This is a genomic window from Lysinibacillus sp. JNUCC 51, assembly GCF_015999525.1.
GTDB lineage: Bacteria > Bacillota > Bacilli > Bacillales_A > Planococcaceae > Lysinibacillus > Lysinibacillus xylanilyticus.
The window spans coordinates 779,351-804,368 of sequence record NZ_CP065545.1; the positions used below are offsets into that span (position 1 = coordinate 779,351).

A 25,018-nucleotide genomic window follows, 5' to 3' on the forward strand; every position below is an offset into this window, starting at 1 on the left:
TTAGTAATAACTACGGCCAAAGGAAGAGAGCTTCTCGCTCTATCTGAAGTGCCGCAGTGCAAGCTAAATTTTGCTTACTTGCGTATTATAGCAGAAGAATTTATTATTGAACAATACTATTTAGTAAGCCATCCGCCATCAATCGGCATAATTGAACCATGTATATAATCAGCTGATTGACTAGCCAAATAAAGTGTTAAACTTGCCACTTCACTTGGTTGAGCCCAGCGTCCAGCAGGCGTTTCATTGGCGACCCATTTTGCGATTTCTCCATCACCTTCAAAATCTGCCTTGTTCATCGGTGTTTGAATGGCTCCAGGTGCAATGGCATTGGCACGAATTCCTTCACGGCAATAATCTAAGTCCAACTGCTTCGTATAGCCTACAATCGCATGTTTAGAGGCTGTATACGCCGCCCCACCACCGCCTGCAACAAGCCCTGCAATAGATGCCATATTAACGATTACGCCTGATTTTCTTTTTACCATATGGGGCAATATCGTATTAGTCACAAAAAAAGTACCTTTTACATTGGTATTCATAATTTTATCCCAAAGGGCCTCATCTGTATCAAGCGTTTTTGCAAAGCCATCTAAAACGCCCGCTGTATTTAATAAAATATCTACCTGCTTAAATAATAAAATTGCAGCTTCAAATGCTTGCTCTACATCGTTCTTATTGCACACACTACCTACTTTATAGGCAAATTGTTCAGGATATTGGTGATGTAGATTTACTAACCCTTGTTCATCTAAATCAAAACCGAATACATTGGCCCCATTTTCTAAAAATGCAATAGCTTGAGCCTGTCCAATCCCTGAAGCAGCGCCGGTTACAAATACTGTCTTGCCCTTATATTCTTCAAACTTCATATATATCTCTCCTCAAAAAACAAAGAAACCACCTCATTTGAGATGGCACTTTCGATTAATTGACAATAATCCAATCTTCCGCTAATAAATCACAGACTGTCGGTGTGAACATTGTATAGCCCTCACCACGTACATTAATTAAAAAATAAGGATTCAAAGCCTCACCATCATGTTCGCTTTGTCCAACAAGCTTCACATATAATTCGGCACCGCCCCAACCTTTTCGAATTACTTTTTCTCCCGCTTTCAAGCGTGGTAATATCTCTTCAAACGTCATTTAAATTCATCCTTTATTTACATTCTTTATCGGATTAGTATACTGGAATTCTTGAATGTTTACAACCAGTTCAATTATGCCTCTGCATAATTGTAGCTGTCGCTTTGCTTTCGTTACATATAAACATTTACTGAAAGAAGTTAAAAATCCAATTAAAGATAACTAGCCTTCAAGCAAAGCCATATAAAGTACTTGTTGTCCATTTATGTTCGCAATGATTGTATAAATATTATTATCATTTGTAGAGAAAATCTCTGTTCCACTTTCCAATTTAGTAGCATAATAATCTTTAAAATCTTTAGATGAATTTGTAGTTTTAATAATTTCTCCTATTTTCTCACACTTAATATATTCTAATTGATTCATCGATTCCAAGCTTGTAGCATTAATATAAATCAAATTATTATACTGAAGAATATCCGCTTGAGAATGCTCTTTAAGAATAGATTTCGCAGTAGGATTAGTATTTATAGCCGGTGTACAACCTACCAATACAAATATTAGTAAATTACATATGAGTATTTTCCTCATAACTAATAACACCTTCTTTATCATTATGCCTCTGCATTGTTGTAGCTGTCGCTACAGATAGACAATGCGTCCTGAATCGATTTTGCTTGCTTAAAGCCGATCCCATAACATCTGCCAGAGGCTTTAAATACTTGGAACAACTGGAGATTTATTTAACTTCATGAATCCACAAATTCTTAAGCCCTGTTCTTCTTCATTTGCACTTGCTCTGTCTTCACTTCTAGCCCATTTTCAATCAAATAGCTCGTGGCAGGATTACTTGCTGGAAAGTTAACTGTGGCTAGTTTTACTTTGTGATTTGTGATGCTTGCGATAAAGTGAGGAATTTGTTCTACAGTGCCATTCTCCAACAGTTCTAATTGATAAAGTACAATGCTGTCGATTTCCCCTGCCTGATCCCATACTGTTCTATATAACATATAGCCAATCGCTTCATTATTCTCGTTATAAAAAATTTTAGCTTCACCTTGTTTATTACTTTGCCAGCTACATTGCCATGGAACATCTTCCTGATAAAAAGATAAATGCGGTAGCTGCTCTGGCCGAATAGTTTCCACATGGATTGCAGCTTGCTTTTCTACATTTACTTCATATTCGCCACTTAAAAATAGTAATTGATTTGTAATTGTATAGCCATATTTCTCGTATAATGCAATTGCTACTTTATTCTCTTTTATAGCTTCAAGCGTTGCTACTTCCACATTCTCTCTTTCATAAATGGCGATTGTTTCTTCCATTAATGCACGAGAAACACCTTTGCCGCGATAGTCTGGGGAAATACCAGTTCCACCATTCCAAGAGGTTTTCTTACCATTCATTCGTCTAAAGCCATTTAATACAATACCAACAGGATTATTATGATCAAATGCGACAATTGATAGCTCTGGCGATAGCCCTTCTCCAACGAGTCGTTTTAAAAACATCTCTTCATTCATTTCTATTCGTACAAAATACCCCTCAAAGCCTTTATTCCAGGCTTTTAAAATTTCCTCTAAAGTGCACTGTGAGACTGTTTTTATTTCCATGTTTTTCTCCCATCCCTTTATTAATTATACCTCGGCATAATTGCGTCCAGAATCGACTTGTGCTTAGGCCTGCTGGATGCAGGTCCGTTAGCCGTTATCGTATGGATGCGATGATTTTAGGCTAACATCCTTTAAGAACTCCTTTCCGATTCCGTGACATCCGCTGAAGGCTTAGGCCAACAGATGTTTTTTGCGCGAAAGCGTAGCGGCAGCAACATGTTTTTGTCTGTGCGAAAGCGAAGCGACAGCAACATGTTTTTGTCTGTGCGAAAGCGAAGCGACAGCAACATGTTTTTGTCTGTGCGAAAGCGAAGCGACAGCAACATGTTTTTGTCTGTGCGAAAGCGAAGCGACAGCAACATGTTTTTGTCTGTGCGAAAGCGAAGCGACAGCAACATAGCACAATGTTGGTCACTCAGTCGTTGCCACAGGACGTGGCATTCTTAGACTGAGTTCCTCTATTTCAGCAAATGTTTTATGTAACGTAAGTGAAACGGCAGTTACAATTATTTTCTGTACCGAAAGCGTAGCGACAGATACAGGTCTTTAGACAACCGCTGAAAAGTAATTCAGACCCGCATTCATCTCACCACCTATTGAGGTGGGAGGCGTCTACCGAAAGAAGTTAAATTTGAGCTACTACCTCAAAGTGATAAATCTTCTAAAGTTAATTTATCTATTATTTCATACCCATTTCCAGGACCTTTTGGCTTAACAATAACCATTCCCATATTAGAAATATTCCCTAATCCAACACCTTCGGGAAAGCTATGGGCAATGATAACTTGATTCGTACCCTGCGGTGGCTTTCTTTCTAACATCGATTGGAGATTTGATAATATATTTGTTTTTTCATAAATAGGAATGTTTCCACCCAATTTATAAATTTCATACCCAATCGGATCAATTTGGATATAGGCATAAGGAAATGCGAGCTGTGCCGTTTCAATCGTACGACAGAAAGGACTTGCGACAATCGGTGAACTTATCGGGAATTGTAAATAGCGAAGCATTTGTCCAAAGTAAATTGCCTCCCTTCGCCCAACTTCAGACAAATTTCTTTGAGTATAACAATCTTGAAAATTTAAATTTGGCTGATCTCCCCCGACAGTTGCTTGGCCATGCCTCGCATACAAAACGAATCCACCCTTTTTCAATAAATCAAGGATTGATTTATCCAAATATTCCATCTCCTCCTCATAGAATACCATTTTGATTATTAGTAATATATGAAATGAATTGCTCAAAAAATGTAAAGGTGAATGTTAAAATAGTTTTTTGCAAAGTGAAGCGTGAAGGAGTTGCTTCACGGAAAAGCAGCAGCTTATTTAGCATGTTTATCTCTTTATTTAACAAGTAGAACTTTCAATCGCTCACACGATTGTTTAAACATATCATGTAACTCAACTTGTACCCCAGAAGAAGGTGCCGTGACTCCTATGGTTGCATCTCTTTCTAAAAACGGGTATTTAATCATATGCATCACCCTTTTTACATTATTTTACCAAATCTAATTTAGTCAAACAATTACTTCTACTTAAACTATACTTTTATTAAGACTATATCTTTAAACACAAATAAAAGCTGAACTAATATCAAAATTAGTTCAGCTTAAAGTTGCACATAGTATATGAGTTATGATTTATTAAGTGCATTACTTTAACACTTTTAATAAAAATTTCCAACAGGAAGTTTCTTAATTTATTTTATTGGAATGGTTACTATTGCTGTTGTCTCTAAATGTTTTGATGAATCGATAGAAATTTGACCGTCGTACTTATTGACAATTTCATTCACAATAAACAAGCCCTGACCTCTTATTTTACCATTTTCCGGTTTTTTAGTAGAAAATCCTTGTTTGAATATTTGCCCTTCTTCTACAATATTTGGTCCAGTATTTGTAACCCTAAATTCATATTGGGCGTCATCTACTTTACAGCAAATATTTATTTTACGTTGCTCTTCCGGTAACTCATTTGCCGCATCAATTGCATTATCGATTAAATTTGACAAGATTTTGATTAAATCCGTTGTTTTAATTTTTTTAAATGCATCATCTGAGACTGAAAAATCCATATCAATATTATGATTTTGTGCAGTTAGTTTTTTCGTTTGTAATAATATCGACAAGCCAGGATTATCAATGTTTAATTTGAGAGACTTAATAGCCTGAACCTCTTTGGATAATGAATATAAATATTGTTTGGCCTGATCTGGTTTGTCCAATTGCAGAAATCCATGTAATACTTGTATATGATTAGTGAAGTCATGTCTTAAAGAGGACACGGAAGTGATTAAAGTTTGAATTTCTGCTTGATATGTATCTTCTGTCGCTCCAACTTCCTTAGTTACTTCTTTTTGATACCATCTCTGTAAGAAGAAAACAGAGCCAATAACGATTAAAATGAGCGCACCATTAAAAATAAAGATAAAAAGATTGTCTTGGATCACTTTTCCCTTGATGCCATTTAATGTGTCTGCACTTATATCAATGCCTATGTATGAAATAACCTCCCCTGTTTCATCCTTAATCGGTGCACCAACAGTTAAATAGGAGCCATAATTAGAATCTTGTATTACATCTGTTGTAAATGTTTCTCCATTATAAGCTTTTTGCACTTGTGTCTCGGGTACTGTACAGTCCATTCCGATATCAAAGCCTTGAACTTCACTTGGTAAACCCATAATCATTGCTTTGGATACCTTTGGATTTTCAATATTTAATGTATAAACAAATAAAGCACCTATTTTTACTCTTGCATCATTTAAGTAGTTTCTTAATTGCCAATAATAATCATTTTTCACGGGGTTATCTAAAAATTGTTTGTACGCCCCTACATCAATTGAAGATGCAATAGATTTAGCCGCTTCCAGACTTTGGTTCGCTATTGACTCTTCAACTGTCTTTTTTATTTTTATATAGGATGTAAAGATGTTTAAACTTGTAAACGATATTAATAAGATAGTTGATAGTAATAAAATTAGTTTTATTTTTCGTGTTTTCATACAAACTGGTACTTCCTCATCTATAGACATGAATAATGCCTTAATTTAATTTGGGCTTGGCTCTCGCATTAAATACAAAAATTGTTAGTCAAAGTTGGCATTTATCATACTTTCTACTATGGAAACATTAATATCCAACAATTCTATTATACTATAGTAAACTTATTTTTTTTATGATTCTTAAGTCGCAAGATGTTTTAGGTAAGTTTGAATGGTAATGGCTATCTGCTTGCCTGTACGTTAAAAAGTACCGTTCCATTTTATTAGGAAAATGCATACGATCCAGGATTTTTCGTCTCTCTAAATAAGAATATTGTTTCTCATTTTATCATCGCAAGCGAGTTTTGGCTACTAGACTTACAGTTCGGGCTATACCCTACCCATTCTTTGAGTTGGGGTAGTCTGTCTAGAACTAATAAAATTCTAAATTCATTTTTCGAGCGACACAATGTACTAATCGCAAACATTAGTTTAATTTGCCCTCTCCAGAAAGTAAACTTTAAAGGAAAACTGCATTTTATCATATCCCTTCCTTATTATATATTGATTGGATCAATCCGACATATAAACATCTTAACTTCTACGATTTATGCTTCAAAAGATCACATTATTTTTCTCTCCGCTAATGCGATAAAAAAGACCAGGCCTATAAAAAAAGCCTGATCTCTTCATTCTAAGTATTATTTTTCTTACTCGATGTCTTTGTCTCATCTTGTACATTTAAAAATTTAGGTCGTGTACGATAACCTGCAGGAGATAAGCGAACTAAAGATTTTTTAATGTCCTGCCAATTTAAATCCGCGCCCATATTTAAGTACGGAACACCTAATACTCGTAAGTTTGCAGTATAAAGAAGTATGAAAAATACCGAAATAAAGAATCCAAATAACCCCAAAAAGGCAGATGCAAATATGATGATTAACCTAAGAATGCTCATTGCTGTTACAATAGATTGATTGACGAGTGTAAAAGCTGCAATACTTGAAGTAGCGATAACTACAATCATGGAAGGGCCCGTAACACCCGATTTAATGGCTGCATCTCCAATAATTAATCCCCCGACAACACTTATTGAACCACTTATAACATTGGGTAGATGTATATTTGCTTCTCGAAATAATTCAAACATAAAAAGCATCATTAATATTTCAAGAATAGTTGGAAATGGGAGTCCCGTTCTTGATTCAACAACTGTTGCCAATAGAATGAATGGCAATTGTTCTTGATGGTGGGTTGTTAGTGCAAGCCAAAAACCTGGTGTAAGTACACTTATCAAGATAGCTACTATTCGTAGTATACGCTCCATAGAACTTACAATAATCGGATACTCATTATCCTCACCGGATTTAAATAGTAACATTGAATTAGCTGGGGTAATGATTACATATGATACTCCATCAACTATGATGATAATACGTCCTCTACTTAAAGCCTGTACAGCAAAATCAGGGCGTCCAGTATAATCATGTTTAGGTATAATTTTTGCACTCTGCTCAATTCTCTCCATCAATAAATCCCCACTAAATACAATGTCAGTATCAATTCGTTGCAACTGTAATTTTATTTTTTCAAGTATACTTTGATTGACGATATCTTCAAAATAAAGTAGAGCTACAGTTGTCTTGGATCGTTTACCAAGTTCATATGTCTCAACACTTAATGAATTAGTAGGTAATCGTTTTCGTATTAAAGCAATATTAATAAAAACATCCTCAATGAAATCATCTCTCGGACCTTTGACAATTAATTCAAGGGTTGTTTCTTTAGGCTCCCGATTCGGTTTTTTAGCGATATAACTTGAATAAAGCAAATTCATATCTTCAAAATAAAGTAAAACATGTCCTTTATAAACTCTTGTAATAGCCTCATCTTTACTTGTTATTTTCTGAAGATGGGGAACATGTAAATTGTTTTGTATATGTTCTTCTAACATTTCCTCTGATGTTGCAGCAAATAATGACTGAACTCGATGCACAATAACGGTCTGCAGTAAATGCTCATCAATCATCGCATCACATTTTATCAAATGTACTTTTTGTTGCTGAAAGAAATACTCTTGGAATAATACATCATCAGAGCGTCGAAATAGTGACTTCAAAGATTTCAAATTTAATTCTTGTTCCGTTGAAGAAATATCCCTCATCTCCTACTGAGCCAGCTCCAAATTTGTACATTTATTAGTAATAACATAAATACACTTACGGATATTTTCCCCATGGTTTAAAAATATATTCAAGAATACTTTTATGATTAAAACGCTTTACAAGGAATAATTTACCTATTTAATTCCCATCCTATTATTCGGAAAGATTTATCCAATCATCTTCTGTAAATTTGCCATTTCAATAGCAGATATTGCTGAGTCATAGCCTTTATTTCCTGATTTAGTCCCAGCGCGCTCAATTGCTTGTTCAATATTTTCTGTAGTTACAATACCAAAAATAACAGGTACATTTGTAGTTAATGACACATTTGCAATCCCTTTTGCTGATTCATTACATACATAATCATAATGTGTTGTAGAGCCACGGATTACCGTACCTAATCCAATAATTGCATCATATTTCTTTGTTTTAGCTAACTGTTTTGCGATGAATGGAACTTCGAATGCTCCTGGAACCCATGCTACATCGATAGAGTTCTCATCCACACCGTGACGCTTTAAACCATCTAATGCACCGTCTAATAATTTACTTGTAATAAATTCGTTGAAACGACCTACTACTACTGCTATTTTTAAATCCGTACCAATTAATTGTGCTTCAAATTTTTTTCCCATTTTTAATCTCTCCTCTTTTATTTTGTCTAATATCATAATTAATCGCCCAGTTTCCACTCCAGTCAACTTAATACATAGAGTACGTTTTAACAAATGTCATTCCAAACTTTTGTCGATAATCCTTTATATTGTCATTCTATTTTCTTCTACTTTTTGTTGACGACGATATGTTGCCAATGCTTCAATTGAAATCATTTTTAAATAATGTTGTGCTGCATATTTGACGAGATCATTAAAGCGTAGCATTTCTCCATCGTCTCCCATAATTTCACAAATAACGCCCGCAGGAATACTATTACAAAGCTTAGCCAAATCAATTGTCGCTTCAGTATGCCCCCTACGCTCTAATACACCATTTTCCTTTGCTATTAACGGGAATACATGGCCTGGTCTACGAAAATCTGCAGCTTTTGCCTGTGGCTCCAACATTTTTTGTATAGTCATTGCCCGTTCAAAGGCGCTAATTCCAGTTGTTGTGTCTACATGATCTATACTAACGGTAAATGCCGTTTGATGATTATCTGTATTAACACTAACCATAGGCTTTAATGCTAACTTTTGAGCAAACTGCTGTGAAATCGGAGTACAAATCAGCCCTCTTCCATAGGTCGCCATAAAGTTAATTGTTTCAGGGGTGATAAATTCCGCAAGCGCTAATAAGTCCCCTTCGTTTTCTCGATCCTCATCATCTACTACAACAATTATCTTTCCTTGTTTTAAATCCTCTATTGCTTCTTCAATTGAATGTAGCAATATCGCCACCTCCTGTTATATGTTGATTAAAATCCATTTTGTGCTAAAAAGTCTCTTGTAATGGTCGGCGATTCCTGTCTAGACTTAAGTTGATGCAAAATGTATTTTCCAACTAAATCGGTTTCTACATTAACGAGAGCACCAATTTTCTTCATACCTAAAATTGTTTCTTTGTAAGTATGGGGTATCAGTGATACTGTGACACCGTTTTCCTCGACATGAAAAAGTGTTAAGCTCGTTCCGTCAATTGTGATGGAGCCCTTTGGAATACAGTAGCTCGTCAATTCCTTTGATAATTCAATATCAATATAGACTGCGTTTGCTAATGGTCGCTTGCGCAATATTTTCCCTACTCCGTCCACATGTCCAGATACAAAATGACCACCGAAGCGTCCATTAGCTGACATAGCACGCTCTAAATTTACCGGATCTCCAACTGCAAGCTGCTGTAAATTTGTTGCTCTCACTGTTTCGGGCATTACATCCATCGTTAGCTCCAGTTCATTAAAATGTGTCACTGTTAAACAAACACCGTTGACCGCTATACTGTCTCCGAGCTTTACATCCTCTATCATTTTCTTTGAAACAACGGTTATTTCCATACTTTGTTTATCGCTTTGCAAGGTTTTAACTGTACCAATATCCTCAACAATTCCTGTGAACATTTTTTCACCTACTTTTTTCATTCATTTGTTTAGTCACTTTTGGAGTTATTCCTGTCTGTTCCTCCTCCTTGAAATCAAAAATTTATTTTCCGTACAAACAAAAAACCCCTTAGATTAAAGGGGTTTGGGAGTTCATATAAATAAGACGTCAACAAATAAACCTCGTGGATACAAAATTTTTCCATAGGTTGTCATCTCATCGTTCTTCTCCCATCCAGACTGTCACTGTCGGTTTTGGATTTGCACCAAATCAGCTTTCGCTCACGGACTTTGAATTACTTCATCACCGCCGATTGGGAATTTCACCCTACCCCGAAGAACTACTGCTATTCAATTAGTTAGCTAAATAAATCAAATTCACCTTGGCGTAAATACGTCCGGAGGCATTGTCTTCAGAGTGTGTCAAACACCTACTGAGAGAAAATAAAAAAACTTCCCAGCTAAGCGATGGGAAGTAGTTTACAAAAAAAGCGTACTCAAATAAACCTTATAAACTCAAATGAATTTAAAAAGCACACACTTTAACCCTTCTCCCATCCAGACTATAACTGTCGGTTTTGGATTTGCACCAAATCAGCTTTCGCTCACGGACTTTGAATTAACTTCATCACCGCCGATTGGGAATTTCACCCCACCCTGAAGGATATTTTTATTTAGCTATTTCTTACGATAACACTATTTTATAATATTATCCAGATAATTGTTTATAAAATTTTCACTCTAATTAATTTCACATTCGCTACATAAAACAGCCACCACCTTAGCCAGAAAAAAACCAATGGGGTGAATACTGCCCCGCTCGCTAAGCCAAATGTGTATATATTTCGCTGGATAACTAGAGTTAATGGCGCCTAAATCTGTCCTGATGCAACTGCGTTCACACGGATTCTCTTATTCACTAATTGCAATGATACTGACTTAGTAAATGAAATAATAGCTTCTTACTTTTTTGTCCATTCAACTACATAAAATTTTATAGAAGTTTACATTATTGAAATCGACGTATTTTTCGGTACAATATTTACCAAAGAAAATGCCTTACGCACCTAAAAAATTTATTCAACTGGGGTTATTTTAATACGTTGTTTCATATTCTGTATAATCATGTCATTATTAACAATAATACCTCAGCATAATTGGGTTCGGAAACAGCTTTGTACTTGCACAAAGCAATCCTTTTCGATTTCCGATACATCCGCCGGAGGCTATGCCCAACAGATGTTTTTTGCACGAAAGCATAATGCTAACAACAGGGGTTTGTCTGTGCGATAGCGAAACAGCAGGCATGATGTTGAGTACCCAGTCGTTGCCACATGACGCGGCGTTCTTAGACTGAGTCCTTCTATTTCAGCTGATGTTTGGACACCACTGAAAAGTGACTTGAAACCGCATTCATCTCACAACCTATAGATGTGAGAGACTTTTGTACCTATCGTTTCGCTTTCAAAAAAACACTTACTAAAGAAGTTAAAAAGCCAGTAACATTTTCAAGAAAAAAACGTCTTTACAACTAGATGATTAAAGGAGAAAGTTTGTCATGAAATATATTATCTTTGATTTTGATGGAACACTGGCAGATTCTACAGCAGTGTTTGCATCAGCTTGGAATACGATTGCGCAAAAATATAAATTTAAAGGAATAGAGTTAAAGGAAATCGAATCATTGAAAAAATTATCTATAGCGGAGCGCAGTAAATTATTCGACTTCCCTATGTATAAATTGCCCATGATTTTACCACAGTTTTATCGTTTGTATCGCCAGTCATTAAACGATGTTCATCTTTATGATGGTATTAAAGAAGTTCTTATGGAAATTGATAAAAAGGGCTATAAAATTCTTATTATTTCCTCCAATTCACAGGAGAACATTTTAGAATTTCTAAAAATGAACAGCATTCATTGTGTGTCAAATGTTCTTTCTTCAACTCGTATTTTCGGAAAAGATAAAGTGATAAAAAAATTTTTAAAGGACTCAGGCATTACACCTTCAGATGTGTTTTACATTGGTGATGAGCAAAGAGATATTGTAGCCTGCAAAAAAGTGGGCGTGCCTATTATTTGGGTTAGTTGGGGATATGACGCTATTGAAGTTATACAACAAGAGGAACCCGAATACAAAGTTACTACTCCACAAGAAATTTTAAATATCATATAAACTAAGAGGATCATAGCGATTAAAAAATTGCTATGATCCTCTTGGTGTTATTGAATATGTGTAATGATAAATACAGTATCGATCTTCTGCAAAACGGGGGGTGATTTCCGACTACTTTTTCGAGAAGAAAAAAAAGTCAGAGATACTTCTCTACCAAGTATTATCTTTCTATTGTCCCAACAAAAAAAGACACCTTGTAAGTGTCTATAAAAAAATACTATGGCTTTTTCAAAATTGCTACATATTTTTCTGCTGTTCTTATCTCAATTGTAAGAGAATTTTTACTATAGTTAGCTTTAATTAAAAACGGTACGTCAGTTGTATTTTGAAATCTAAAATCTAAGCCACCATAAGAAACTGTAGCGTCTCTTCCTTTTGGAACATACCCAACATCTAAAGAATGGTGATGACGTTCTACAAATTTTACTGGTATTTGATCAACTGCGTTAAACAAGGTTGAGGACGTTTGACAGATACCTCCTCCAATGCCCATCACCACCTTTTTGTTGATGATTTCCGGAGCAGGCTGATAACCATTCACTTCGTCCCTAGGCCCAACAACTGTATTAAAGGAGAAATTATCTCCACTTCCAACGATAACATTATGAATTGCCTTTGCAGAAAGTTCAATATTTTTATTTCTTCCTACATCATGGGTATTGAAGTAAGTCGTATAGGATGCAACAACTACGTCTTCTAAATAAGGAATATCTTCAAAATAATACCCACTTTCTGTAACATAAAGAGGCATTTCCACTTTGCCACCGGTCGCTGATGCTTCTAATATTCTTTCTACTAATTCACTTTCTTTTAAAACAATTAAAGGACTACCTTTAATTACTTTTCCTTGATCGTCCAGCTTATCGAGTATCATACGCTTATCATAACCTGCAGTTTTTTCATTCCCTCTTGCTAAATCTTTTGCTAATTGCTCAATTTGTTTTGTATACGATTGTCTATTACTTTCATAATCCATTTCTTTCGGTGAAATTGTTTGTATAATAGCTTTTGTTGAAGGGTCCACAATTTCAACAACGACTGGCTCCGTTTGTTGCTGTTCAAAGGTAACAGGCTTTTTTACATCCTGAGCTTTTTGCTCTGACTCTTGAATTTGTTGTTCTTGGTTTTTCTCATCCTCGGACTTCCCCTGACAGCCAACTAGCCCAATAGAACAAATAATACATAGCGTGGTCATCCACTTCTTTTTCAAATAAAACACCTACCCTATCTTCATACTACAGAGACATCTTATTCGTGTATTGCTGATAGTGTGTTTCATTTCATCATTTTTATTTGTTTATAAAATGAAAACACTCTACAAAGTTGAATGACATTGTAGAGCGCTTTTTTTTATTTTGCATATTTCACATTAAACCTATAGATCAATATTATATAAATCCAATCATAAATAAAGATTGCAAGCGAAATGATAGTAATCAATGGTGTTCTAAAATACAAATAGAAGCAAACTGCTGCAAACACAGTACCGATCATTTTACAAACGGCTATGCCCATTGATTGCCCACTCAAGTTCCCTCTTTGTATGAATAAGGCGATAAAAAGCCCTGACATCATCAGATTTTGGAAAAATGCTGCATATATGCCTGCCTTATCATGGAATTCATGCATCATCGCTAAAATCGTCAGAAAGCTTACGATGAGTGTTATGAAAAAAGATGAATAAAATAACTTTCTCGAAATAATTTTCTTATACTCCTTATAACCATAAAGTAAAAATTGCGTCAAAATGAAGATATCCAAAAGAAACCACAAGAAAGTAAGGATCCTTTGCAAGTCATTTAGCGGATACATAAATGAAAAAATAAATTCCCATGAAATATTGGCACAAATTGCGGCCATGGGCATCCCATATCTCTTATCCCGTATTCCTTGTTTGATGATTAATATATATGTAATTATCCAAAATAGCCACATTCCGAATTGGGAGACCAGTATGAATTTTTCTTGAGTCATATCTACAAACTCCTTCCCACTAATTCTCATTCTTCGATACTATATGTGAAGAAATCTATTGTTTATGTCAAAAGAATTATAGAAAATACTAAGGGCACTAATAATCTTTAGAGTAAGCGCCTATACATTCATTAACCAATCATATATAGTAAGACGAGGTGATAATATGAAAACTAAAATTTATTTTGATAACGAACAATTTATCGCAGGCACTACCTTAAAGGATGACATCGAGCTAGAACATAATAATATGGCACTCCATACATGTGTGAATGAAGCAGATGTGCTAGAAAATCGAAAAAAATTAGCAGCTACTTTAAATTGTGACTTAAATAATTTTATTTGCACTCAACAAACACATAGTGCTAATTTCCATAAAGTCACGATTTCTGATAAGGGACGTGGCGCTAAGCAGATAGACAATGCCATTAGTAATACAGATGCACTTTATACATTTGAATCGAATTTACTTTTATGTAGTTTTACAGCCGATTGCGTACCTGTCATTTTTTATAATGAAGTCAATGGCCTTATTGGCGTGGTGCATTCTGGTTGGCAAGGTACAGTCAAGGAAATCACAACAAAGCTTTTCCAACATTTGATGGAGCATGAGCAATGTAATCCAAATGATTTTCACGTTCAAATCGGTATGGCACTTAGTCAGCAAAAATTTGAAGTGGATGCAGATGTTTATGAAAAATTCCACAACCTAGGCTATGCCGAGGACTTTATGTATTACAATACACAAACAAATAAATATCATATCGATAATCAGCAAACTGTCAAAAAACAATGTGAGCTTGCAGGTATTCCTCCTGAGCAGATATTGATTGATTCAACGTGCACATTCCTCAGCCCAGATGGTTTTTCCTACCGTCAAAATAAACAGGCTGGCAGACATTTAAGCTTTATTATGCGTAAAGAACAATAAATCAATTATGCCTCGGCATAATTGCGTCCGAAATCGACTTTGTGCTTAGGCCTGCAGATGTTTATTGCGCGAAAGCGTAGCGGCAGCGGCAGATGTTTTTTGTGCGAAAGCGTAGCGGCAACGTAAGTTAAAAGGGACAATCCAATTTATAACGGATTGTCCCTTTTACTAATAACACTAGTCCTAATGCGAAAAGATCTTTTAAAGATGCTAAAAATTAACATACCAAATGGGTTGTTACAAAAGCAAAAAGGATGTATCTCATAGTGGAAATACACCCTTTTAATATTTCATTATTTAACTGGACGTTCTTTTCCAATTCTAAAAACATAATAGCTAATGATAACAAGAGCCAAGAAAATAATTCCCACGATGAGAGAAACTCTAGTATCATCATTAAACCACATACCGATTAGTACCATTATTAAAAATGCAATCGTTATATAGTTTGTAAATGGCGCAAAGGGCATTTTGAACGGGTGCTTTGATAGCTGTTCACCTTTTATTTTTCTAAATCTAATTTGACTTATTAAAATAACAAACCATGGAATCATTCCCGGTAATACACTTGCACTGTATACATATACAAATAAATTCTTTGGCGCTATATAGCTTAGAATAACACCGATGACCAAACCAATTAGCACACCTACTGTGCCGAAAATAGGAACACCATTATTAGAAAGCTTCGCAAAAAATTTAGGTGCTTGCCCATTCATGGCAAGTGTATAAAGCATACGTCCCGCACTATAAATCCCACTATTACAGCCTGACATTGCTGCTGTAATGACAACAAAATTAATAATTCCTGCCGCAGCGGTAATTCCAACCTTTGCAAAAGTCGCAACAAATGGGCTACCAATCGTACCTAATTCATCCCACGGATAAACTGTTACAATGACAAAGATTGCACCGATATAAAATATTAAAATTCGCCAAATAATACTTTGAATCGCATTCGTAATAGTTTGTTGAGGATTTTTCGCTTCTCCTGCCGTAATCCCAATAAGCTCAACACCTTGATAAGCTGCAACTACTAATGATAACGCAAAGAAGAAGCCTGTCCAGCCGCCTGTAAAGAAGCCTCCATGATTCCAAAGGTTCGATAATCCTATTGCCACGCCTCCATTACCAATCCCAAAAAAAATAAGACCAAAGCCCGCAACAATCATTAAAACAATCGTCACAATTTTTATCATGGCAAACCAAAACTCAAATTCTCCAAACATTTTAACAGAAATAAAGTTAGCAACGCCTAAAATCACCATTGCAATTAAACCTGGAATCCATGCTGGTAAATCAGGATACCAGTATTGCATATATGTCCCTACTGCTATAATCTCTGACATCCCAACAATGACCCACTGAAACCAGTTACTCCACGCCGTTAAATAACCGGCTAATGGGTGTATATATTTATAGCCAAACGTTGCAAAGGAACCTGTACTTGGCTCCATATAAAGCATTTCTCCCATTGCTCGCATAATGAAAAAAATAAAAATACCTGCTATAGCATATGCAAGGAGCACAGAAGGCCCTGTCCACTGAATGGCGCTAGCAGAGCCCATAAACAAGCCTACGCCGATAGTACCTCCAAGAGCAATCATTTGAATATGCCGGGCATCTAGTCCCCTTTTTAATTCTTTATTCGCCACTAAGTTACGCCTCTTTCTGAAGTTCTTTCTACGATGAATTATCTTATAATAATAATCAATTCTTTCGAAAAACACAAATGTATTTTTAGGAAAAACACAATTATGGCAGTAATAAGATTTGGATTCTGAGCGTTTTGGGGTTCTATCCATCATTTTGAATGTTCTATCCGTCACTTCGGCGGTTCTATCCATCACTTCGAAGATTCTATCCGTCACTTCGAAGATTCTATCCATTACTTCGAAGATTCTATCCATCACTTTGGGCTGTTATTATAATTGGATTAGCTGTTGTAGCAACTATTTTATCTTACTTAGCCGTTAACGGATCGACCGACCTGTTTTATTACGTAAAAAAACTCTATTCCATCTTGTAACGATGAATGGAATAGAGTCTTCTTTGTTACTGTAATAACGTTTGTTCTTGGAGCTTTGCAGAGAAATATTTGCGTGCATCTGCTGTTAGAATTTGCAGCAGAATAACCTCTTCTTGACGCGCGAATTCTACAAACATTCCGCTTAAATTTTCATAAACATATTTGATTTTAAAGCCGCTATCTAAATAATGATCCACTTTTTTTATTTCCTCTGTGCTTTGTTGATGTTCTGACATGCTATCACTCCACCTTTCCGTTAATCAACCTCTTGATATTCTGTTAGGTGTTTAATATTATTCAGCACCTTTTATATCTACCAGCGGATTTGGTTGTTCAACGACATCATTCTCATCTGGAACAACAGCTGGAGCAGGTGCTTGTTGCTGTCCAAATAGTTCATCCAAATTGTGACCAGCTGTAATTCCTAAATATTTTGCATCACTTGGATCTTCTAGCTCAGCTTGAGGGTATTTTTTGAACCACCAATACTTCGCTAATATATAATATACAAGTGCCCCTACAAAAAAACCTACTAATGAAGAATAAGTGGAGAAAATATTTGCCACTGCACCACCGATAACCCAAGCGATTAAACCAGCTATGTTAAAGCCATTCCAATATTTAAATTGACCCTCTAATTCATAAAGCCCTTTTACATGCACGCGACGTTTCCGGATTAAATAATAATCAGCAAATAAAATTCCAACGATTGCTGTTAAAATTCCCCCGATAATTAAAAGTGCATTGACTAACACATCAAATAAACTCCAAGGCTGTGCTAGAATACCAATTATTCCTGCAATAACAACCCCAACCCAAAACGGCACTTTTGGACCACCAATATTTGAGAAGATTGTTGCCGCTGGGATAACATTTGCGGAAGTGTTCGTTGACCATTGTGCTAATACAATCATTAACAATAAAATACCTAAAATAAAACCACTTGCACTTTGCTGTAAAGCATTAATAGGATCAGCAGAGGCAACAGCCATATAACACACAGCACCAATTGTCACAATGAAGGTATTTGTAATCGGCATGACGATTAATGAGCCAACTAGCTGTGTTTTATTGCGTTTGAACCAACTGCGTTCATTTTTTGGTGCTTTAAAGAAGCGTGAAAGTGAAGGCATATCCGCTGCTAGTGTCGACCAGAATCCCATGTTTGCCATAATCACTACCATAAATGCAGTGAAGGTTGCGAACCCTGTAGTCGGTGCTTCCACCCACGTCCAAATATTTTTCCCTTGAGCTACTGCATTATCTGCCAGTGTATAATACATCCAGCAGGAAATTAAAATAATAACTGGCGCTGCCAAATCTGCAAAACGTTCAATAGATTTAATCCCTAGTGATGTATTAAATAATTGAAGTGCTGCAAAGACAATGAAACAGATAAACCAATTATCAAAATTAAAAAGTAAATTCAAAATACCGTTTATAGCTAATGCTCCAAAATAAGTATTCAGACCGAACCAACAGGCAGCCGTTACACCCCGGACAAGTGACGGGATATGCGTGCCAAATGTCCCGAACGGAGCACGCATATATACTGGGAAAGATAAGCCATGTTCAATGCCTATATCACCAATCAACGTCATAAATACACCAATTAGACAAGAACCAATCAACGTTGCTAAAATCACCATTGGCAATGGTAAACTCATGATTGCTGAGCCTCCGATTGCAAAAGCAGCTAATACAATTGCCATCCCTATCCAAATTACTGCAAAACCAAATGTTCCAATATTTCTTTGTTGATGTGTCACTGGAAGTAAATCTGGGGATTTTAAATAATTCCCATCTCGTTCCATATAATCTCTCCTTTTTTATCAAATTTCCGTGACAACTTACATGAGGTTATTCCTTCCTTCAATGAACATGCTGAAGGAAGGTGGAATTTCAGTTTATCTTCATTCGGCAAAATCCTCCCACCTTAGAAAGTAGTGAGATGAATGAAGATTAAGCCTACAATTGAGCCAAAGTGAAATTGATTTTAGACACTTTACTTAGATAGACTGCTAATTAAAGTTTGACGTTCATTCCAAGTCATTGGTGGAATTGAAGATTTGCGCTCAACCATTGTAATAGCACCATCTACGGGACAAACGATTGAGCATAAATTACAGCCTACACAGTCCTCTTCTCGAACTTTCAGCATTGGGTGACCATCTTCTGAATATAAATCGATACATTGATGCGACGTATCTTCACATGCAATATGGCACTTGTTACAGTTAATACAAACATCGTTATTAATTGCAGCTACGATTTTATAATTTAAGTCCAGATCACCCCAATTAGAATATCTAGAGACTGAGCGACCTACTAAATCCATGACAGAGGCAATGCCTTTATCGTCTAAATAGTTATTGAGTCCATCGATCATATCCTCAACAATACTAAAGCCGTGGTGCATTGCTGCTGTACAAACTTGTACGCCCGTTGCTCCCATCAATATAAACTCAGTAGCATCTTGCCAGTTGGAAATACCACCAATGCCCGAAATAGGAACATTAATTAATGGATTACGAGCACACTCTGCAACCATATTGAGTGCAATTGGTTTAACAGCAGGACCACAATAGCCACCGTGTGCACCCTTTCCTGCTACATGAGGGATTGTATTCCATGTATCTAAGTCGACACCGGCTAAGCTGTTAATTGTATTAATCATACTAACCGCATCTGCTCCACCTCTTGTGGCCGCTTCTGCTGTTGCCGTAATGTCGGTAATGTTTGGCGTTAACTTCACAATTACCGGAGTTTTCGCAGCCTCTTTCACCCAGTACGTTTGCTTTTCCACCAATTCAGGTACTTGACCAGAAGCAGACCCCATTCCTCGTTCTGCCATCCCATGTGGACAACCAAAGTTAAGCTCAAGGCCATCGACTCCCACATCTTCTACTCGTTTAACAATCTCATGCCATTTTTCTTGTTTTGGCTCCACCATTAAAGAAGCGATGATTGCGTGATGTGGAAACCTTTTTTTCGTTTCATAAATTTCTTGTAGATTTACCTCTAACGGACGATCCGTAATTAGTTCAATATTATTGAAGCCTGCTACTCTTTGGCCGTTAAAGCTAACAGCTGCAAAGCGGGAAGAAACATTCAAAATCGGATCACCCAATGTTTTCCATACAGCTCCACCCCACCCCGCTTCAAATGCACGTTGTACTTGATAGCCTGAATTCGTTGGTGGTGCTGACGCAAGCCAAAATGGATTCGGCGATTTAATGCCCGCTAAGTCAATGCGTAAGTCTGCCATATTAGTTCCTCCCTTATGCAATCTCACTTGGTTTCATCAATTATGCCTCGGCATAATTGCGTTCAGAATCGGCTTTGTGCTTAGGCCTGCACGATGCAGGTCAGTTAGCCGTTATCGCATGGATGCGATGGTTTTAGGCTAACATCCCTTAAGAACTCCATTCCGATTCTGTGACATCCGCCGGAGGCTTTAACTTCTTTCAGCGGATGTTTGGACAACTGCTGAAAAGTAACTTAAACTTGCATTCACCTCACCACCTATAGAGATGGGAGATTTCTGCAACTCATCTGTACCTGTTGCTACGCTTTCGGTACAATAGACACTTTGCTGAAAGAAGTTAAACGTTCATGGATCTTGTATGCTGCGTCTTTTCCTTGCTGTACAGCTGTTACAACCATCGCCTCGCCCTGGCCATTTCCGAAAACGACATCTCCACATGCAAATACTTTGTCATTCGAAGTTTGCATTGTCGCTTCATCAATATCAACAACACCATTTGTATGCTGTAAGCCAAAAGCTTCAATCAATGACACAAAACGTGTTTGCCCTATTGCTTTAATAACAGCATCCACTTCGATAATAAAATTGGACCCTTCGATCTCCTCAGGTCTTTGACGACCATCAGCACCTGTTTCACCGAGCTTCATTTTTGTACATTCGATACCTATGACCTCACCTGACTCATTGCCAATAATCTTTTTCGGTGCTGTTAGCCATTTAAACTCCACGCCATCCTGCTTTGCAAATTCATATTCAAATTTGTACGCAGTCATTTCTTTTTGTGTTCTTCTATAAAGAATTTGAACATTGTCCGCACCTAAACGCACTGCACATGTAGCACCGTCAATTGCTGTATTCCCCGCACCAATGACAGCCACTCTCTTCCCAACAATATCTTTTGTAAGCGGTCCCATTTTTGTCTTTCTGACAAACTCTATTGCATCATGTACACCGTCTAAATCTTCTCCTTCAATGCCCAGATTTGGCACAGCTCCCATACCAACAGCTAAAATAACACTGTCATATTGCTCCAAAATTTCTTCAGCAGAGATATCAACACCGACAGTTGTGTTTGTTTTGATTTCCACACCAAGCTTTTCAATTTGTTCAATTTCCCAATCAACGACTTCATTTGGTAAACGGAACGATACAATACCATAGCTCCCTAAGCCACCAGCTTTCGATTCAGCTTCATAAATAGTGACCTGATAACCAAATCGACTTAGTTCACGAGCAGCTGATAAACCAGCAGGACCTGCACCAATAATCGCTACCTTCTGTCCATTGTTTTGGCCTTGCTTAAATAGCTGAGCGTTTGTTGCCATTGCCCAATCTGTTGCATAGCGTTGTAGCTCTCCGATTTTAATTGGCTTTGTTGAGGAATTTAACACACACGCCCCTTCACATAGTTCCTCCGTTGGACAAACCCTTGCACAGCTTGCACCAATTGGATTTGCTTCTAATATAGTCGTAGCAGAGCCCTTCATATTACCAGAAGCAATTTTTTTTATGAAATTTGGGATTTGTATACTCGTTGGACAGGCTTTAATACATGGTGCATCGTAGCAATAAAGACAACGATTGGATTCCTCTATTGCTTCATTCTTTGTCATACTGCTAGTCAATTCTAAAAAATTACGTGTTAACTGTTGGGACATTGCATTTTCTTGATTCGGAGCCATTTCCACATCCCCCTCATGTGTTCATTTTTTCCTTCTTATAATGGCTCGTCACCATAACGTGTGTTTGATTACCGTTTTGGCTGGGCGCTTTGCTTTCGCGCAGAGCAGAGCTTCCTGGGGCGTCCGATGAGCCCCAAGGAATCGCCAGCCTCCACTCCTATCAACCTATATACATAGCATAAGTTTGAACATAGTCATCCACAACTTTTGGTGATGAGCTTTATTAATTACACCATTGAAAAAATGCTACATTCAACATTCATCTCACCACTTATAGAGGTAGATTTAGCTAAATGAAGATATTACGAGACCGATTGCTCTGTTCTCCATTCAAAGCAATCGGTCATAATACTAACTAAATGTTTAGTGCTTCTGCAGCTGTTGTTTTTAATGGACGTTTTATATACTGCCCGCTACCTAGTACACCAACAAACTCTTTATTTTTAATGACATATTCTCCACGCACTAGAACACTTACTGGCTCACCGGTTACTTCCCATCCCTCATATGGGTTATAATCCACGTTCATATGATGCGTTTTTGCCGAAATTTCTCGTTTTACCTCTGGATCAAAAATAACGATATCGGCATCAGAACCAATAGCAATCGTTCCTTTTTGTGGGAATAAACCAAATATTTTTGCCGCACTTGTGGAAATCATATCGACAAACTCATTGATAGAAATTTTCCCTTTTGCTACACCTTCTGAATATAAAATACTGAAGCGATCTTCAATAAACGGCCCACCGTTAGGAATTTTAGAAAAATCATTTATTCCTAACTGTTTTTTACCCTTAAAACTAAACGAGCACTGATCAGAGCCGATTGTTTGAAGTTGTTTTGCTTTAAGAGCATTCCATAAATGATCCTGATGATATTTTGGGCGAAGTGGTGGGGACCAAACATATTTTGCACCCTCAAAACCTGGTTGTGCTAAAGCAGATTGATCCAAAGTTAAATATGGTGGACATGTTTCACCATAGACGTTATAGCCTTTCTCACGTGCAGCAATGATCTCATCTACAGCCTCTTTACAAGTTACATGCACAACATAAAGGGTAGCGCCCGCAATATGTGCTAACTCAATCGCACGTTTTGTCGCTTCTCCTTCTAATTCAGCTGGACGAGTAAGTGCATGATAAATTGGCTCCTTATGACCTGCACGTCGCGCCTCTTCTACAAGCTCATCAATAACAGAACCATTTTCACAGTGCACCATAACAACAGCACCGAGGTCTTTTGCTATTTTAAAAGCTTTAAAAAGGGTGCGATCAGTTGCTTGAAATTCTTTCGCATAAGCCATAAATACTTTTACAGAAGTAATGCCCTCCTGCTCTAAGATTTGCGGCAATTCGGCTTCTGTTTCAGGGGTTAAATCACCAATCATTAAGTGGAATCCATAGTCGATAGCTGATTTCCCCTTCGCCTTGTCATGCCACTTTTCAACTGCAGTTGAAAGTTTATCCTCGCCAGCCGTTAAGCAGAAATCCAAAATAGTAGTCGTTCCACCGAAAGCTGCTGCAATAGTACCAGATTTCCAATCATCATCAGTGACAGTATTGTTAAATGGCATATCTAAATGTGTGTGCGGATCAATTCCTCCTGGCATCACATATTTACCTGTTGCATCAATTACTTCTGCTCCAATGTCGGATAGATTTTTGCCAATTTGAACAATTTTTCCGTTTTCAATTAAAATATCTGCCTCAAAAATATCTGCAGCTGTCGCAACTCGTCCGCCTTTAATAATTTTTTTCATTCTGCCCCTCACCCTTCGTAAAATAATGGAGAATGCTCAATTATAAAAATGTTAGGAACTACCTTAATGTAATGTGTAGGTCTCCCCTATACTGAACTTTGTTTGCAGAGTCAATACTGTTTCAAGTAATACATCTGCTCCTTTCGCACAATCCTCAAATGTTGTTTCCTCTTCCTCGCAATGACTTTTACCATTAATACTTGGTACGAAAATCATCGCTGATGGAACAATGCCCGCAATATATTGCGCATCATGCCCTGCCCCGCTAAACATTCGATGGGCAGTATAGCCGAAGCTCTGACAAGCCCTTTCCACTTCGTTACAAATATGAGTATCAAAATAGACTGTATCTCTACCCCATAGCTTAACTGGCTTAATGCTACAGCCCATATCCTCTGTAGGAAGATTATTCAGTATGTCTTCAACCTTTTGCATGATCTCTGGTTTTTGATGACGTGAATCTATCGTAAATGTCACGTTGTTCGGTATCACTGTATGAATATTTGGAGAAACATTCATTCGGCCAAAGGTAAACACTAACTGTTCATCAATTTTTCCGAGCTCTTCATGTAAATACGTAATGATTTTCGAAGTTACGATCATCGGATCTTGACGCATTGTCATCGGTGTTGTTCCAGCATGATTGGATTGCCCTGTCACCGTAATTTCATAGCAAACCATGCCTAATACACCTTCAACAACGCCTATTTCCAATTGCTTCGCCTCTAAAACAGGTCCTTGCTCTATATGCAATTCAATATAAGCAAGTGCTTCTTTTAAACGATTTTCTTGATCTCCCTCATAACCACTTGCTTGCAGCGCTTCTTTGAAACTAGTACCATTTTTATCGATAGATTGCAGCATTTTTTCTTTTTCAAATTTAGCTGAAATAACACCAGAGCTCATCATTGCTGGATCAAAACGAGCACCCTCTTCATTTGTAAAATTCACAATCATTATAGGGATATCTAGCTCAATCTCGTTTTCCTTTAACGTTCTAATAGCCTCTATAGCCGTTAAAACGCCTAATACACCATCAAATTTCCCACCCTTTTCAACGGAATCTAAATGCGACCCCATAACAATTGGAGGAACATCCTTTTTCCCTGGTAGAACGGCATAAATATTACCCATATCATCGACTTTAATGTCCATCCCTAATTCTTCACAACACTCACAAAAATAGTTTCTTGCTAATACATCCTCATTCGAAAGAGACAAACGAGTTACGCCACCATTTTCAGTAGCTCCAAATTGACTAAATTGTTCAATTAACTCTTGCAATCGTCTACTATTACACTTATACATATGC

General features: G+C 37.0%; 20 protein-coding genes, 2 pseudogenes and 2 riboswitches. Of the genes and pseudogenes, 2 read left to right on the forward strand and 20 right to left on the reverse strand.

Going from position 1 to position 25,018, the window contains the following annotated elements; all coding sequences use genetic code 11:
* Positions 1-116 precede the first annotated feature (116 nt).
* The 11 genes and pseudogenes from JNUCC51_RS04105 to ribE form a co-directional block, all read right to left on the reverse strand.
* Positions 117-872, reverse strand: coding sequence for a 3-oxoacyl-ACP reductase (locus JNUCC51_RS04105; RefSeq protein ID WP_337990957.1), 756 nt, complete (start codon positions 870-872; stop codon positions 117-119).
* A gap of 55 nt (positions 873-927) precedes the next feature.
* Positions 928-1,149 carry a DUF2829 domain-containing protein gene (locus JNUCC51_RS04110; protein ID WP_049666662.1) on the reverse strand — a complete coding sequence of 74 codons (222 nt, stop codon included), beginning with the start codon at positions 1,147-1,149 and terminating at the stop codon, positions 928-930.
* Positions 1,150-1,311: 162 nt separating this feature from the next.
* Positions 1,312-1,680 carry a hypothetical protein gene (locus tag JNUCC51_RS04115; protein WP_337990958.1) on the reverse strand — a complete coding sequence of 123 codons (369 nt, stop codon included), beginning with the start codon at positions 1,678-1,680 and terminating at the stop codon, positions 1,312-1,314.
* Positions 1,681-1,856: 176 nt separating this feature from the next.
* A complete protein-coding gene (locus JNUCC51_RS04120) occupies positions 1,857-2,705 on the reverse strand; it encodes a GNAT family N-acetyltransferase (RefSeq protein ID WP_337990959.1) in 849 nt (282 codons plus the stop codon).
* 644 nt (positions 2,706-3,349) lie between these two features.
* Positions 3,350-3,895, reverse strand: coding sequence for a histidine phosphatase family protein (locus JNUCC51_RS04125; protein WP_337990960.1), 546 nt, complete (start codon positions 3,893-3,895; stop codon positions 3,350-3,352).
* Positions 3,896-4,068: 173 nt separating this feature from the next.
* Positions 4,069-4,182: pseudogene (locus tag JNUCC51_RS04130) on the reverse strand (LD-carboxypeptidase); the annotation flags it as partial.
* 224 nt (positions 4,183-4,406) lie between these two features.
* A complete protein-coding gene (locus JNUCC51_RS04135; RefSeq protein ID WP_337990961.1) occupies positions 4,407-5,711 on the reverse strand; it encodes a sensor histidine kinase in 1,305 nt (434 codons plus the stop codon).
* 673 nt (positions 5,712-6,384) lie between these two features.
* On the reverse strand, positions 6,385-7,854 hold the full coding sequence (locus JNUCC51_RS04140) for a spore germination protein (RefSeq protein ID WP_337990962.1): 1,470 nt from the start codon (positions 7,852-7,854) through the stop codon (positions 6,385-6,387).
* A 168-nt stretch (positions 7,855-8,022) separates the two neighbouring features.
* Positions 8,023-8,490, reverse strand: coding sequence for a 6,7-dimethyl-8-ribityllumazine synthase (gene ribH / locus JNUCC51_RS04145; RefSeq protein ID WP_337990963.1), 468 nt, complete (start codon positions 8,488-8,490; stop codon positions 8,023-8,025).
* 150 nt (positions 8,491-8,640) lie between these two features.
* Positions 8,641-9,243: pseudogene (gene ribB, locus JNUCC51_RS04150) on the reverse strand (3,4-dihydroxy-2-butanone-4-phosphate synthase); the annotation flags it as partial.
* 26 nt (positions 9,244-9,269) lie between these two features.
* The gene (gene ribE / locus JNUCC51_RS04155) at positions 9,270-9,908 is read right to left on the reverse strand and encodes a riboflavin synthase (RefSeq protein ID WP_337990964.1); all 639 of its coding nucleotides are present in this window, start codon (positions 9,906-9,908) and stop codon (positions 9,270-9,272) included.
* A 198-nt stretch (positions 9,909-10,106) separates the two neighbouring features.
* Positions 10,107-10,232: riboswitch (FMN riboswitch) on the reverse strand.
* Between the two features lie 197 nt (positions 10,233-10,429).
* Positions 10,430-10,556: riboswitch (FMN riboswitch) on the reverse strand.
* Positions 10,557-11,445: 889 nt separating this feature from the next.
* Between ribE and JNUCC51_RS04160 the strand changes: the two genes are divergently transcribed.
* Positions 11,446-12,063 (forward strand): HAD hydrolase-like protein, encoded by a 618-nt coding sequence (locus tag JNUCC51_RS04160; RefSeq protein WP_134019527.1) that lies wholly within the window; start codon positions 11,446-11,448, stop codon positions 12,061-12,063.
* Between the two features lie 217 nt (positions 12,064-12,280).
* Here the strand turns inward: JNUCC51_RS04160 and JNUCC51_RS04165 are convergent, their stop codons facing one another.
* Positions 12,281-13,273, reverse strand: coding sequence for a VanW family protein (locus JNUCC51_RS04165; RefSeq protein ID WP_337990965.1), 993 nt, complete (start codon positions 13,271-13,273; stop codon positions 12,281-12,283).
* A 140-nt stretch (positions 13,274-13,413) separates the two neighbouring features.
* A complete protein-coding gene (locus JNUCC51_RS04170; protein ID WP_337990966.1) occupies positions 13,414-14,037 on the reverse strand; it encodes a transmembrane-type terpene cyclase in 624 nt (207 codons plus the stop codon).
* 166 nt (positions 14,038-14,203) lie between these two features.
* On the opposite strand from JNUCC51_RS04170, the gene pgeF reads away from it, so the two are divergent.
* Positions 14,204-14,968: a peptidoglycan editing factor PgeF gene (gene pgeF / locus JNUCC51_RS04175; protein WP_337990967.1), complete on the forward strand. Its 765-nt coding sequence runs from the start codon at positions 14,204-14,206 to the stop codon at positions 14,966-14,968.
* Positions 14,969-15,261: 293 nt separating this feature from the next.
* Here the strand turns inward: pgeF and JNUCC51_RS04180 are convergent, their stop codons facing one another.
* The 7 genes from JNUCC51_RS04180 to JNUCC51_RS04210 all read right to left on the reverse strand — a co-directional run bounded on the left by JNUCC51_RS04180 (position 15,262) and on the right by JNUCC51_RS04210 (position 25,014).
* Entirely contained in the window at positions 15,262-16,623 is a 1,362-nt protein-coding gene (locus JNUCC51_RS04180) for an amino acid permease (protein ID WP_337990968.1), read from the reverse strand.
* 400 nt (positions 16,624-17,023) lie between these two features.
* Positions 17,024-17,233 carry a hypothetical protein gene (locus JNUCC51_RS04185; protein ID WP_134019535.1) on the reverse strand — a complete coding sequence of 70 codons (210 nt, stop codon included), beginning with the start codon at positions 17,231-17,233 and terminating at the stop codon, positions 17,024-17,026.
* A 57-nt stretch (positions 17,234-17,290) separates the two neighbouring features.
* Positions 17,291-18,811, reverse strand: a complete 1,521-nt coding sequence (locus JNUCC51_RS04190; protein WP_337990969.1) for an NCS1 family transporter — start codon at positions 18,809-18,811, stop codon at positions 17,291-17,293.
* Positions 18,812-19,002: 191 nt separating this feature from the next.
* Positions 19,003-20,265, reverse strand: a complete 1,263-nt coding sequence (preA, locus tag JNUCC51_RS04195; protein WP_337990970.1) for an NAD-dependent dihydropyrimidine dehydrogenase subunit PreA — start codon at positions 20,263-20,265, stop codon at positions 19,003-19,005.
* Positions 20,266-20,564: 299 nt separating this feature from the next.
* Entirely contained in the window at positions 20,565-21,947 is a 1,383-nt protein-coding gene (locus JNUCC51_RS04200) for an NAD(P)-dependent oxidoreductase (protein WP_337990971.1), read from the reverse strand.
* A gap of 355 nt (positions 21,948-22,302) precedes the next feature.
* Positions 22,303-23,706 (reverse strand): dihydropyrimidinase, encoded by a 1,404-nt coding sequence (hydA, locus tag JNUCC51_RS04205; RefSeq protein ID WP_337990972.1) that lies wholly within the window; start codon positions 23,704-23,706, stop codon positions 22,303-22,305.
* Between the two features lie 63 nt (positions 23,707-23,769).
* Positions 23,770-25,014 (reverse strand): Zn-dependent hydrolase, encoded by a 1,245-nt coding sequence (locus JNUCC51_RS04210; protein ID WP_337990973.1) that lies wholly within the window; start codon positions 25,012-25,014, stop codon positions 23,770-23,772.
* Positions 25,015-25,018 lie beyond the last annotated feature (4 nt).